Source organism: Pseudomonas sp. R25(2017) (assembly GCF_002112565.1).
GTDB classification, from domain to species: Bacteria; Pseudomonadota; Gammaproteobacteria; order Pseudomonadales; family Pseudomonadaceae; genus Aquipseudomonas; species Aquipseudomonas ekonensis.
This window is the reverse complement of sequence record NZ_NEHZ01000015.1, coordinates 1-12,342: the sequence shown is the minus strand read 5'-3', so window position 1 is coordinate 12,342 and position 12,342 is coordinate 1. Positions and strand designations below refer to the sequence as shown.

Sequence of the window (12,342 nt, the reverse complement as noted above, 5' to 3'; positions counted from 1 at the left end):
CGCGCCGTGGCCGGACAAAGTGTCATTTGCGCCGAACTCTCGGCGGTTTCACCCTATCAGCGACACAACACCCGGCGCTCCAGAGCCGCCTGCAACTCTTCGAATTTCACCGGTTTGCCCAGGTAGTCGATCACGGCGTCCGCCGCACAGCGCTCCCGCTCGGCCCCCAGCGCCAGGACGAACACCGGCAGGTGGGCGCAACCGGGCAGATCGTGGATCCGGCAGCACAGCGACGCGCCGTCCAGCGGCGGCAACTGGCAATCGATCAGCACCGCGTCGAACGTTTCGCGCTGCAGGCATTCGAGCGCCGCCTCGCCGTGGTCGGCCGTGCGCACCCGGAAGCCGAGCTTGAGCAGCATGCCGCGCATGACCAGTTGATTGACGCTGTTGTCGTCCACCAACAGAACGGTGCAATCCTGCGGCACCCGCGTGCCGTCAGCGCTGTGCAGCGAGACGGGAGCAGGTTCGAGCGCCGGCAGTTCGAATTCGACATCCAGCTGGAACCGGCTGCCGCGCCCGGGCTCGGAACGGTGGGTGAGCTTGCCGCCCAACAATTCGACCAGTTGCCGGCAGATCGCCAGGCCGACGCCCAGGCCGCCGTACTCCCGGGTCATCGAGCCGTCGAGCTGGAAGAACCGCTGGTACAGCGTCGCCTCGCCCAGGTCGGTGAAGCCGATGCCAGTGTCGATCACCGCGAACGACAGCGCCAACCGGTTGCCTTGGGACGGCTTGCCGGTGACCCGCAGGGCCAGCCCGCCGACCCGGGTGAACTTGATCGCGTTGTCCAACAGGCATTCCAGGCATTGCGCCAGTTTGCCGCTGTCGCCGTGCAGGCGGTCGGGCAAGGTCGGCAGCACATCGACCTTGAAATCCAGGGCCTTGCTCGACGCATTGCCGTCGAACTGCACCCGCAACGCCTCGATCACCCCCCGCAGGCTGAAGCTGCCCGACGTCGCCTTGAGCTTGCCGGCCTGCAGTTCGGTGAGGGTGAGAATGCCGTTGACCATGCGCATCATGTCCCGGGCGGAGCCGGCGGCGGTCTGCTGGTATTGCTCCAGTTCCGGATCCAGTTCGACGGTCTGCATCAGTTCCAGCGAGCCGATCACGCCGTTCATCGGCGTGCGCAACTCGTGGGTCAGGGTCGCCAGGAACTCGTCCTTGAGCTTGTTGCTGTGGGCCAGTTGCTGGTTGAGCACTTCCAGTTTCTGCCCGGCCTCAAGCAGGGTCTGGGCCTGCTGCTCGCGCATGGCGTTGATGCGGTCGGCCAGGGCCAGCGACAGCAGCGCCACTTCGATGGCCGAGCCGATCTGGCTGGCGTACATGGTCAGGAACACGTTCGGCAGCACGCCCAGCACCATCAGGGTGTTGACCACCCCGCCGAGCAGGAACGCCGACCACGCAATGATGAAATAGCGCGCCACCCGCAGGCCGCGCCACCAGGCCAGGATCCCGGCGGCGAAGATCACCACGGTGAAGGTCAGCGCCAGGGTCGTCGCCAGGCGCAGCGCCAGCCCGTAACTGGTCATCAGCGACAGGCCCACCACCAGCGCGCCGAACACGATCAGGGCGATCAGCAGCCGGTCGAGCCAGCGGCTGTGGTCTTTGGTCTGCAGGAAGCTGCGGGCGAACTGGCTGCCGAACAGCCCCGCACAGCCGATGAAGAACGGCGTGGCGGCGTTGGCCCACCACGGGTTGTCAGGCCAGAAGTACTCCACCGCCGCACCGTTGACCGACAGTTGGTACAGGCCGAACGAGGCGATGTAGAAGATGTAATAGAGGTAACTGGTGTCGCGCACGCTGAGGTAGATGAACAGGTTGTACACCAGCATCCCCAGCAGCACGCCATAAATGATGCCCAGCACGTACAGGCGCACCGGCTGGCCTTCCAGGTAGGCGGTGCTCGACCACAGCGTCACCGGGGCCTGGATCGAGCCTTCGCTGGCCAGCCTGAGGTAAACGGTCTGCGCCTGGCCCGGTTCGAAGGCCAGGTCGAACAGGTAATTGTTCTGGCGGATCTCGCGGCTGGCGAACGGCAGGGCATCGCCGGTCTGGCGCGTCAGGCGGTAGGCGCCCGTCGCATCGGGCAGGTAGAGGTCCAGGTGGTCGAGCGGCGGGTAGGCCAGCTCCAGCAGCCAGGTGCGCTGCGCCGCCGGATTGTTCGGGCGGTAAAGCAGATCGATCTTCAGCCAGAACGCCGAGCGCGAATAGCCGGCGTTGAGCGTGGCCTTGTCATGCGGCTTGAAGCGGCCGGCAGCGTCTTGCGCGCGGACATCGGCGAAGGTCGCCTGACCGCTCGGGTCTTCGAACACTTGCAGGGATCGGCCCAGGGGGAGGCTCTGGGTGAATTCGTCGAACTCGACGGCGCTCGCCAGGAGGGGCAAGCAGAACAGCAACATCAGCAAATAGCGCATTGAAGCCCCAGCGTGGCTTGTCCGGTTGCGTCAGGAAGCCCCCCATTCCCTTTGAGAAGACGTAAAACCGGTATTACCTGTTATTGGTTTGGATCCACTCTAGCATAGCCGTTGATGGCCATTGAGCACCATGGAAATTTTTCCCACAGAGGCTCTAGAACGGGCGTTTCAGAGCAAAGCACCGGGCTAGAGCTGTTGGCTTGGTCAGATTGTGACAGTGCAGTCCGTTGCGGGGACGGCGCGTGCTCCCGATCCGTCGCCATGCCATTGATCCGGATGTGTCGGCAGAACGGCGCATCGAGGCCGCTTTGCGGCCCGGCGGCAGCAAGCTCCCTCACCACAGCTGAACCCGCACACCGGGATTGGTGGTAAGCTCGCGCACCATGAATACCTATAGCTCCCGCCCCGTTGTCCTCTGTCTCTCCGGCCACGACCCCAGTGGCGGCGCCGGCCTGCAGGCAGATATCGAAGCCCTGCTCGCCCAGGGTTGCCATGCGGCTCCGGCCGTCACCGCCCTGACCGTGCAGGACACGGTCAACGTCACCGATTTCCGCGTCCTCGACCGCGAGTGGGTGTTGGCCCAGGCCAATGCCGTGCTCAACGACTCCGACGTCGCAGCGGTGAAGCTGGGCATGCTCGGTTCCCTGGAAATGGTCGACACAGTCGTCGAACTGCTCCAGGCGCACCCGCACCTGCCGGTGGTCTGCGACCCGGTGCTGCGCGCCGGCGGCGGCGGACGCCTGGGCAAGGACGAGGTCGGCTACGCCATGCGCGAACGCCTGCTGCCGCTGTCCGCCATCGCCACCCCGAACCTGCCCGAGGCGCGGATCCTCGCCGAACTGCCCGAAGGCACCGCGGACGAGTGCGCAGAAAAGCTCCTGCCGTTCGTCAAACACCTGCTGATCACCGGCGGCCACGGCGACGAGACGCAAATCCACAACCGCCTGTACAGCCGCGACGGCCTGCGCGAGACCTTCCTCTGCCAGCGCCTGCCGGGCAGCTACCACGGTTCCGGCTGCACCCTGGCCAGCACCCTGGCCGGTCGGCTGGCCTTGGGCGAAGACCTGGCCAGCGCCGTGCGCAGCGCCCTGGACTACACCTGGCGCACCCTGCGCGACGCCGAGCGGCTGGGCAAAGGCCAGTTCGTGCCGCGCCGCCTGCCGCTGGACTTCTGCGCCTGATGCAGCGCCGCTGACGCGGCGCACCTGATGTTCCGCGCCTGACGCCGGGAGGCCTGTGCGATGAAATTACGTGGCCTGTACGCCATCACCGACAGCACGCTGCTGGCGGGCAAGTTTCTGCCTTACGTGGAGGCGGCGCTGGAAGGCGGCGTCACACTCCTGCAATACCGCGACAAGAGCGGCGACGACGCCCGCCGCCTGCGCGAGGCCGAAGCCTTGCGCGAGCTGTGCGAGCGCCACGGCACCCGCCTGATCATCAACGATGACGCCGAGCTGGCCGCCCGCCTGGGCGTCGGCGTGCACCTGGGCCAGACCGACGGCCCGCTGTCGCCGACCCGCGCCCTGCTGGGGCCGAAGGCGATCATCGGCTCGACCTGCCACGCGCAGCTCGACCTGGCCGAACAGGCGGTGAAGGAAGGCGCCAGCTACGTCGCCTTCGGCCGCTTCTTCAACTCCAGCACCAAGCCCGGCGCCCCGAGCTGCAGCCTCGGCCTGCTCGACGAGGCCCGCCGCACGCTGCATCTGCCGATCTGCGCGATCGGCGGCATCACCTTGGACAACGCCGCCCCGCTGGTGGCCCACGGCGCCGACCTGTTGGCGGTCGTCCACGGCCTGTTCGGTGCCGACAGCACCGCCGAGGTGACGCGCCGCGCCCGCGCATTCAATGAATTGTTCAAATCCTGACCTTCGAGAGCCCGATCATGTCCCGTTCCGAAACCCTGTTTGCCAATGCCCAGAAACACATCCCCGGCGGCGTCAACTCGCCGGTCCGCGCGTTCAAGAGCGTCGGCGGCACCCCGCTGTTCTTCAAGCATGCCGAAGGCGCCTACGTCACCGACGAAGACGACAAGCGCTATGTGGATTACGTAGGTTCGTGGGGCCCGATGATCCTCGGCCACAGCCATCCGGACGTGCTGGACGCCGTGCGCAAGCAACTGGAGCACGGCCTGTCCTACGGCGCCCCGACCGCCATGGAAACCGAGATGGCCGACCTGGTCTGCTCGCTGGTGCCGTCGATGGACATGGTGCGCATGGTCAGCTCCGGCACCGAAGCGACCATGAGCGCCATCCGCCTGGCCCGTGGCTTCACCGGCCGCGACAGCATCATCAAGTTCGAAGGCTGCTACCACGGCCACTCCGACAGCCTGCTGGTCAAGGCCGGCTCCGGCGCATTGACCCAGGGCGTGCCGAGCTCGGCCGGCGTGCCGGCGGCATTCGCCAAGCACACCCTGACCCTGCCGTTCAACGACATCGGCGCCGTCGAGAAGATGCTCGCCGAAGTCGGCCAGGACGTCGCCTGCATCATCGTCGAGCCGGTGGCCGGCAACATGAACTGCGTGCCGCCGGCGCCGGGCTTCCTCGAAGGCCTGCGCAGCCTGTGCGACCGCCACGGCGTCGTACTGATCTTCGACGAAGTGATGACCGGTTTCCGCGTCGCCCTCGGCGGTGCCCAGGCCCACTACGGCGTGACGCCGGATCTGACCACCTTCGGCAAGATCATCGGCGGCGGCATGCCGGTCGGCTGCTTCGGCGGCAAGCGCGAGATCATGCAGCGCATCGCGCCGCTGGGCCCGGTCTACCAGGCCGGCACGCTGTCGGGCAACCCGCTGGCCATGGCCGCCGGCCTCACCACCCTGCGCCTGATCAGCCGTCCGGGCTTCCACGCCGAGCTGACCGACTACACCACCCGCCTGCTCGACGGTCTGCAGCAACGCGCCGACGCCGCCGGCATCCCGTTCGTGACCACCCAGGCCGGCGGTATGTTCGGCCTGTACTTCAGCGGCGCCGACGACATCGTCACCTTCGACGATGTGATGGCCAGCGACGCCGCCCTGTTCGGACGCTTCTTCCACCTGATGCTCGAAGGCGGCGTGTACCTGGCGCCGAGCGCCTTCGAAGCCGGTTTCACCTCCATCGCCCACGGCGAAGCGGAACTGAAACTGACCCTGGACGCCGCCGAACGCGCCTTCGCCGCCCTGAAGTAATCCGCCCTGACGCTGACGTTGGCCAATGCCGGCGTCAGCGTTTGCCTACACCTGAGCGTTTTTTCCTGCATCGCCGCCGACAATCGCCTGCAAACCGGGCGACCAGCGCTCCGCGCAGCAGAAAATCGAGTAAAGACTTTGTAAGGTTGGGCCTGCTTATTTCATAATGCGCGCTTATTGGATCCCTCGACGGGTCCGCGTGCCCTTCAGAGGTAAGTCGATTCCCATGAACCGCACCGGCCGCACCCTTGCCTTGGGCTGCCTGTTGCTCCTTCAGCCGCTGCTTGCACATGCACAGGCAGGCGGCAACTCGTTGTTGATCCCGGCGATGGGGCGTTGCACCCTCAACACCCAGCCGCAAGACGTCACGCAGGCCCTCGCCGCCTGCCAGAAGGCTGCGGACGAAGGGGATGCGCAAGCGCAATACGAGTTGGGCGAATTCTACTACGACGGCAAGAACGCACCGCGCGACCTCAACCAAGCCCTCAACTACTTCGAAAAGGCCTCGCTGCAGGGCCACGCCCAGGCGCAGTTCAAGCTCGGCACCATGTTCTTCCACGGCGAAGGCGTGCAGGCCAACAACATCCAGGCCTATATCGTGCTGAAGATGGCGGCGGTCAACGGCGCCGAGGATGCGTTGGACACCGCCGACGAAGTCGCCGAGAAGATGCCCCGAGAAGACCTCGAGACCGCCACCCAGGTGCTGGGGCAAATTTTCCGTAAATACCTGATGGAACTGCAGAGCGCGGACGGGCGCACGCCTTTCTCGCCGCTGCCCTGAAACCCGCTGGTCTGCCGTGAGTGCGGCAAGTGAGCCGTGGCTTACTTCTCAGGCATCGGCATCGGAAACGGCATCACGTTGCCGGTGCCGGCCCGGGCCTCGCTGATCTTCGGCGTGCCGAGGCGCTCGACCTCGTCGATGCGCACGATCGAATGCATCGGCACGAAGCTGCGCACCACGCCTTCGAACTGGGCCTTGAGCTTCTCTTCGCTCGGATCCACGACCACCTGGGTGCGCTCGCCGAAGACGAACTCTTCCACTTCCAGAAAACCCCACAGATCGCTTTGGTAGATCTGCTTGGCGTACATTTCGAACACCTGGCCCTGGTTGAGGAAAATCACCTTGTAGATCGGAGCTTCGCGTTTGGTCATGGCGGGCGGACAACACATCGGGGCAAAAATGAGGGCGCAAACTATAGCACAGGCACCGGTCGCGCAGCGGTAGGAACCTTTGGACATGTTCCCTATAATGCGCGGTTCTTCGAATCACGTGACGACCTGAATCCATGGCCAAAAAGCTCTACATCGAAACCCACGGCTGCCAGATGAACGAGTACGACAGCTCGCGCATGGTCGATCTGCTGGGTGAACACCAGGCCCTGGAAGTCACCGCCCGCGCCGAAGACGCCGACGTGATTCTGCTCAACACCTGCTCGATCCGCGAACGCGCCCAGGACCGGGTGTACTCCCAGCTCGGCCGTTGGCGCGAACTGAAACTGGCCAACCCGGAGATGGTCATCGCCGTCGGCGGCTGCGTGGCCAGCCAGGAAGGCGCGGCGATCCGCGACCGCGCGCCCTACGTCGATGTGGTGTTCGGCCCGCAGACCCTGCACCGCCTGCCGGAAATGATCGACGCCGCACGCATCAGCAAGCTGCCGCAGGTGGACGTCTCGTTCCCGGAGATCGAGAAGTTCGACCACCTGCCCGAGCCGCGCATCGACGGCCCGAGCGCCTACGTGTCGGTGATGGAAGGCTGCAGCAAGTACTGCACGTTCTGCGTGGTGCCCTACACCCGCGGCGAGGAAGTCAGCCGGCCGTTCGACGACGTGATCGCCGAGATCATCCACCTGGCCGAAAACGGCGTGCGCGAAGTCACCCTGCTGGGGCAGAACGTCAATGGCTACCGCGGCCTGACCCACGACGGCCGCCTGGCGGACCTGGCCGAGCTGATCCGGGTGGTCGCAGCCGTCGACGGCATCGACCGCATCCGCTACACCACCTCGCACCCGCTGGAGTTCTCCGACAGCCTGATCCAGGCCCACGCCGACGTGCCGGAGCTGGTCAAGCACCTGCACCTGCCGGTGCAGTCGGGCTCCGACCGGATCCTGGCGGCCATGAAGCGCAACCACACGGCGCTGGAGTACAAGTCCAAGCTGCGCAAACTGCGCGCCGCCGTGCCGGGCATCTGCATCAGCTCCGACTTCATCGTCGGCTTCCCCGGCGAGACCGAGAAAGACTTCGAACAGACCATGAAGCTGATCGCCGACGTCGGCTTCGACTTCTCCTACTCGTTCGTCTACAGCCAGCGCCCGGGCACCCCGGCGGCCGACCTGGCAGACGACACCCCGGAAGAGCTGAAAAAGGAACGCCTGAACGCGCTGCAGCACCGCCTGAACCAACAGGGCTTCGAGATCAGCCGACAAATGGTCGGCACCACCCAGCGCATCCTGGTCACCGACTACTCGAAGAAGGATCCGGGCGAACTGCAGGGGCGCACCGAGAATAACCGTATCGTCAACTTCCGCTGCGACAATCCGACCCTGATCGGGCAGTTCGCCGACGTGCACATCGATTCGGCGCAGCCGCACTCGCTTCGCGGCTCGCTGATCGGCTGACGGTACAGAGCAACGGCGGGAACGGGCTTGCCCGCCCCCGCAACGTCGGCCATTCACCTTGCAAGATTTAAGAGCTTTCGCACCCACGCCACTGGCGTTATCCTTGATTTCATCATTATTGCCCCAGGGCGGCTAAATACGACCTTGAACGCACCCATAGAACCCCATCGCTTCATCCTTGAGCCCTTCGAGGCTCGTCGCTTCGCCAATCTGTGCGGGCAGTTCGACGAGCACCTGCGCCTGATCGAACAGCGCCTGGCCATCGAGATCCGCAACCGCGGCAACCAGTTCGAACTGATCGGCGAACCCAAGCACACCACTTCCGCGGAAAACCTGCTGCGCCGCCTGTACCGGGAAACCAAGGGTACGGAGCTGTCGCCGGACATGGTGCACCTGTACCTGCAGGAATCGGCCGTCGAAGAACTGGACAAGCACTCCCCCGCCGAACCGTCCGTCGCCTTGCGCACCAAGAAAGGCATGATTCGCCCGCGCGGCCTGAATCAGCTGCGCTACGTGAAGGAAATCCTCGGCAACGACATCAACTTCGGCATCGGCCCGGCCGGCACCGGCAAGACCTACCTGGCCGTGGCCTGTGCCGTGGACGCGCTGGAGCGTGAACAGGTGCGGCGCATCCTGCTGGTGCGCCCGGCGGTCGAGGCGGGCGAAAAGCTCGGCTTCCTGCCCGGCGACCTGGCCCAGAAGATCGACCCGTACCTGCGCCCCCTCTACGACGCGCTCTACGAAATGCTCGGCTTCGAATACGTGGCCAAGCTGATCGAACGCCAGGTGATCGAAGTCGCGCCGCTGGCCTACATGCGCGGCCGCACGCTGAACAACAGCTTCATCATCCTCGACGAAAGCCAGAACACCACCGTCGAACAGATGAAAATGTTCCTGACCCGGATCGGCTTCGGCTCGACCGCCGTCATCACCGGCGACATCACCCAGGTCGACCTGCCGCGCGGCACCAAGTCCGGGCTGCACCATGTGATCGAGGTGCTGAAGGACGTGCCGGGCATCAGCTTCACCCATTTCCAGCCCAAGGACGTGGTGCGCCATCCGCTGGTGCAGCGCATCGTCGAAGCCTACGAGCGCTTCGAGACCCGTGCCGAAGCGGCCAAGGAACCCCCGCGCGATGCTTGAGCTAGACCTGCAAACCGCCACCGAGGCGCCCGCGCCGAGCGAAGCCGAATTCCGCCGCTGGTGCGAACTGGCCCTGCGCCAGCGCACCGCCGACTCGGAAATGACCATCCGTCTGGTGGACGAGGCCGAAGGCCGCGAGCTGAACCGCACCTGGCGCCAGAAGGACTACGCGACCAACGTCCTTTCGTTCCCCGCCGAAGTGCCCGACGAGTTTCTCGACATCCCGCTGCTGGGCGACCTGGTGATCTGCGTGGCCGTGGTCGAGCGCGAGGCTGCCGAGCAAGGCAAGGCGCTCGACGCCCACTGGGCCCATCTGGTCATTCACGGCTGCCTGCATCTGCTGGGCTACGATCACATCGATGACGATGAAGCCGAAGAGATGGAAGCCCTGGAACGCGAGTTGCTTGCCGAACTGGGCTACCCCGATCCGTACGCGGACGACGAAACCGAAACATCCCCTACCGTTACGACAAAGGATTCAGAGTAATCGCTATGAGCGAAGATCGATCGAGCAACGGGCAGAAGTCATGGCTGGGCAAGATCACCCAGGCTTTTGCCCACGAGCCGAAGAACCGCCAGGAGCTGATGGAGCTGCTGCGCGACGCCCATCAGAACAAGCTGCTGGACAGCGAAGCGCTGGCCATCGTCGAAGGCGCCATCCAGGTCGCCGACCTGCAGGTGCGCGACATCATGGTGCCGCGTTCGCAGATGGTCAGCATCAAGGCGACCCAGACGCCCCGCGAATTTCTCCCCGCCGTGGTCGACTCGGCCCACTCGCGCTATCCGGTCATCGGCGAAAGCCACGACGACGTGATGGGCGTGCTGCTGGCCAAGGATCTGCTGCCGCTGATCCTCAAGGAGAACGGCGAGAGCTTCAACATCAAGGACCTGCTGCGCCCGGCCACCTTCGTGCCGGAGTCCAAGCGCCTGAACGTGCTGCTGCGCGAATTCCGCGCCAACCATAACCACATGGCCATCGTCATCGACGAATACGGCGGCGTGGCGGGCCTGGTGACCATCGAAGACGTGCTGGAACAGATCGTCGGCGACATCGAGGACGAGCACGACGTCGAAGAGGACAGCTACATCAAGCCGCTGCCCAGCGGCGATTTCCTGATCAAGGCCCTGACCCCGATCGAGAACTTCAACGAGTTCTTCGACAGCGAGTTCTCCGACGACGAGTTCGACACCGTCGGCGGCCTGGTGATGAGCGCGTTCGGGCACCTGCCCAAGCGCAACGAGATCACCGAGATCGGCGCTTACCGCTTCCGCATCCTGAACGCCGACAGCCGTCGGATCCACTTGCTGCGACTGACCCCAATCGCCCGCTGACCTCCAAGGATAGAAATGCGCTGGATAACCCGCCCCGGCTGGCCCGGTAACCTGCTGGCCGTGGCGGCCGGCGCAATCACCACCCTCTCTCTGGCGCCGTTCGACATCTGGCCGCTGGCCTTGCTGGCGGCGGGCCTGTTCTATGCCGGCCTGCGCGAGCTGAGCCCGCGCCAGGCGCTCGGCCGGGGCTGGTGCTTCGGCTTCGGCCTGTTCGGTGCCGGCACCAGCTGGATCTACTACAGCATCCACCACTTCGGCGGCGCTTCGGTGCTGCTGGCCGGTTTCCTGATGCTGCTGTTCACCGCCGCGATCGCCTGGTTCTTCGCCCTGCCCGCCTGGCTCTGGGCGCGCTGGCTGCGACGCAACGAAGCGCCGCTGGCCGATGCGCTGGCGTTCGCGGCGTTGTGGGTCGGCCAGGAGGCGTTCCGGGGTTGGTTCCTCACCGGTTTCCCCTGGCTGTACTCCGGCTACAGCCAGCTCGACGGCCCGCTGGCCGGGCTGGCGCCAGTGGGCGGCATGTGGTTGGTGTCGTTCGTCCTGGCGCTGACCGCCGCACTGTTCCACAACATGCCGCGCCTGCTCAGCGGCGGCCGCAAGGGTTTCTTGGCCGCCGGCCTGCTGTTGCTGATCGGGCCGTGGGTGGCGGGCGTCGCGCTCAAGGGCCACGCCTGGACCAGCCCGGCGGGCGCGCCGCTGAGCGTCGCCGCGATCCAGGGCAACGTCGAGCAGAGCATGAAGTGGGATCCGGCGCAGCTCAACGCGCAGTTGGCGCTGTACCGCGACCTGAGCTTCCGGTCCAAGCCGGTGGATCTGCTGATCTGGCCGGAGACCGCCGTGCCGGTGCTCAAGGAGTCCGCCGAAGGCTACCTGAACATGATGGGCACCTTCGCCGCCGAGCGTAAATCGGCGCTGATCACCGGGGTGCCGATCCGCCAGACCGTGCGCCACGAGAAGCGCTTCTTCAACGGCATCACCGTGGTCGGCGAAGGCGACGGCACCTACCTGAAGCAGAAACTGGTGCCGTTCGGCGAATACGTGCCGCTGCAGGATCTGCTGCGCGGGCTGATCGCGTTCTTCGACCTGCCAATGTCCGACTTCGCCCGCGGCCCGGCCGACCAGGCGTTGCTGCAGGCCAAGGGCTACCAGATCGCCCCGTTCATCTGCTACGAAGTGGTATACCCGGAGTTCGCCGCCGGCCTGTCCGCCCGCAGCGACCTGCTGCTGACCATCAGCAACGACACCTGGTTCGGCACCTCCATCGGCCCGCTTCAGCATTTGCAGATGGCGCAGATGCGCGCCCTGGAGGCCGGACGCTGGATGATCCGCGCCACCAACAACGGCGTCACCGGCCTGATCGATCCGTTCGGCCGCATCACCGAAAGCATCCCGCAGTTCGAGCAAGGCGTGCTGTACGGCGAAGTGGTGCCGATGCACGATCTGACGCCGTACCTGCAATGGCGCTCGTGGCCGTTGATCATCCTGTGCGTGCTGTTGTTCGGCTGGGCGCTGATGGCCGGGCGGATCTCCAAGACCCTCTGAAGGCTTCGCGGCGCCTTCACCGGCGCCATCGCCAGCAGGCTGGCTTGTATGCTGGTACTTGAAGGGAGGAGGAGGGACTAGGCTGGATTCTGACTGTTGACGCAGTACAGACCGTGGGAGATTTCGCCCCTTCCTC

General features: G+C 65.4%; 11 protein-coding genes. 9 read left to right on the top strand and 2 right to left on the bottom strand.

Annotation, left to right across the window (positions count from 1 at the left end; all coding sequences use genetic code 11):
- Positions 1-56: 56 nt before the first annotated feature.
- Positions 57-2,411, bottom strand: coding sequence for a hybrid sensor histidine kinase/response regulator (locus tag CAG31_RS19090; protein ID WP_085584017.1), 2,355 nt, complete (start codon positions 2,409-2,411; stop codon positions 57-59).
- 383 nt (positions 2,412-2,794) lie between these two features.
- On the opposite strand from CAG31_RS19090, the gene CAG31_RS19085 reads away from it, so the two are divergent.
- The 4 genes from CAG31_RS19085 (at position 2,795) to CAG31_RS19070 (ending at position 6,358) form a co-directional block, all read left to right on the top strand.
- Positions 2,795-3,592, top strand: coding sequence for a hydroxymethylpyrimidine/phosphomethylpyrimidine kinase (locus CAG31_RS19085; protein WP_085584015.1), 798 nt, complete (start codon positions 2,795-2,797; stop codon positions 3,590-3,592).
- A 60-nt stretch (positions 3,593-3,652) separates the two neighbouring features.
- Positions 3,653-4,276: a thiamine phosphate synthase gene (gene thiE, locus CAG31_RS19080; protein WP_085584013.1), complete on the top strand. Its 624-nt coding sequence runs from the start codon at positions 3,653-3,655 to the stop codon at positions 4,274-4,276.
- Positions 4,277-4,293: 17 nt separating this feature from the next.
- Entirely contained in the window at positions 4,294-5,577 is a 1,284-nt protein-coding gene (gene hemL / locus CAG31_RS19075; protein WP_085584011.1) for a glutamate-1-semialdehyde 2,1-aminomutase, read from the top strand.
- A 226-nt stretch (positions 5,578-5,803) separates the two neighbouring features.
- Entirely contained in the window at positions 5,804-6,358 is a 555-nt protein-coding gene (locus CAG31_RS19070; RefSeq protein WP_085584009.1) for a tetratricopeptide repeat protein, read from the top strand.
- A gap of 41 nt (positions 6,359-6,399) precedes the next feature.
- Here CAG31_RS19070 and CAG31_RS19065 read toward each other — a convergent pair whose 3' ends face one another.
- Positions 6,400-6,729, bottom strand: coding sequence for a DUF1820 family protein (locus CAG31_RS19065; protein ID WP_085584007.1), 330 nt, complete (start codon positions 6,727-6,729; stop codon positions 6,400-6,402).
- Positions 6,730-6,863: 134 nt separating this feature from the next.
- Between CAG31_RS19065 and miaB the strand changes: the two genes are divergently transcribed.
- From miaB to lnt, 5 genes are all read left to right on the top strand, one after another.
- A complete protein-coding gene (gene miaB / locus CAG31_RS19060; protein ID WP_085584005.1) occupies positions 6,864-8,192 on the top strand; it encodes a tRNA (N6-isopentenyl adenosine(37)-C2)-methylthiotransferase MiaB in 1,329 nt (442 codons plus the stop codon).
- A 144-nt stretch (positions 8,193-8,336) separates the two neighbouring features.
- Positions 8,337-9,335: a PhoH family protein gene (locus tag CAG31_RS19055; RefSeq protein ID WP_085584003.1), complete on the top strand. Its 999-nt coding sequence runs from the start codon at positions 8,337-8,339 to the stop codon at positions 9,333-9,335.
- Positions 9,328-9,822 (top strand): rRNA maturation RNase YbeY, encoded by a 495-nt coding sequence (gene ybeY, locus CAG31_RS19050; RefSeq protein ID WP_085584001.1) that lies wholly within the window; start codon positions 9,328-9,330, stop codon positions 9,820-9,822. Before CAG31_RS19055 ends, ybeY begins: the two co-directional genes overlap by 8 nt.
- 5 nt (positions 9,823-9,827) lie before the next feature.
- Positions 9,828-10,667: an HlyC/CorC family transporter gene (locus CAG31_RS19045; RefSeq protein WP_085583999.1), complete on the top strand. Its 840-nt coding sequence runs from the start codon at positions 9,828-9,830 to the stop codon at positions 10,665-10,667.
- A gap of 15 nt (positions 10,668-10,682) precedes the next feature.
- Positions 10,683-12,206 (top strand): apolipoprotein N-acyltransferase, encoded by a 1,524-nt coding sequence (gene lnt / locus CAG31_RS19040; protein ID WP_085583997.1) that lies wholly within the window; start codon positions 10,683-10,685, stop codon positions 12,204-12,206.
- Positions 12,207-12,342: the final 136 nt, after the last annotated feature.

Bases quoted from the DNA above. Each gene is read 5' to 3' on its own strand.
- CAG31_RS19070 (WP_085584009.1), top strand. From the start codon at position 5,804: ATGAACCGCACCGGCCGCACCCTTGCCTTGGGCTGCCTGTTGCTCCTT.
- hemL (WP_085584011.1), top strand. From the start codon at position 4,294: ATGTCCCGTTCCGAAACCCTGTTTGCCAATGCCCAGAAACACATCCCC.
- lnt (WP_085583997.1), top strand. From the start codon at position 10,683: ATGCGCTGGATAACCCGCCCCGGCTGGCCCGGTAACCTGCTGGCCGTG.
- miaB (WP_085584005.1), top strand. From the start codon at position 6,864: ATGGCCAAAAAGCTCTACATCGAAACCCACGGCTGCCAGATGAACGAG.
- CAG31_RS19045 (WP_085583999.1), top strand. From the start codon at position 9,828: ATGAGCGAAGATCGATCGAGCAACGGGCAGAAGTCATGGCTGGGCAAG.
- CAG31_RS19065 (WP_085584007.1), bottom strand. From the start codon at position 6,729: ATGACCAAACGCGAAGCTCCGATCTACAAGGTGATTTTCCTCAACCAG.
- CAG31_RS19085 (WP_085584015.1), top strand. From the start codon at position 2,795: ATGAATACCTATAGCTCCCGCCCCGTTGTCCTCTGTCTCTCCGGCCAC.
- thiE (WP_085584013.1), top strand. From the start codon at position 3,653: ATGAAATTACGTGGCCTGTACGCCATCACCGACAGCACGCTGCTGGCG.
- ybeY (WP_085584001.1), top strand. From the start codon at position 9,328: ATGCTTGAGCTAGACCTGCAAACCGCCACCGAGGCGCCCGCGCCGAGC.
- CAG31_RS19090 (WP_085584017.1), bottom strand. From the start codon at position 2,411: ATGCGCTATTTGCTGATGTTGCTGTTCTGCTTGCCCCTCCTGGCGAGC.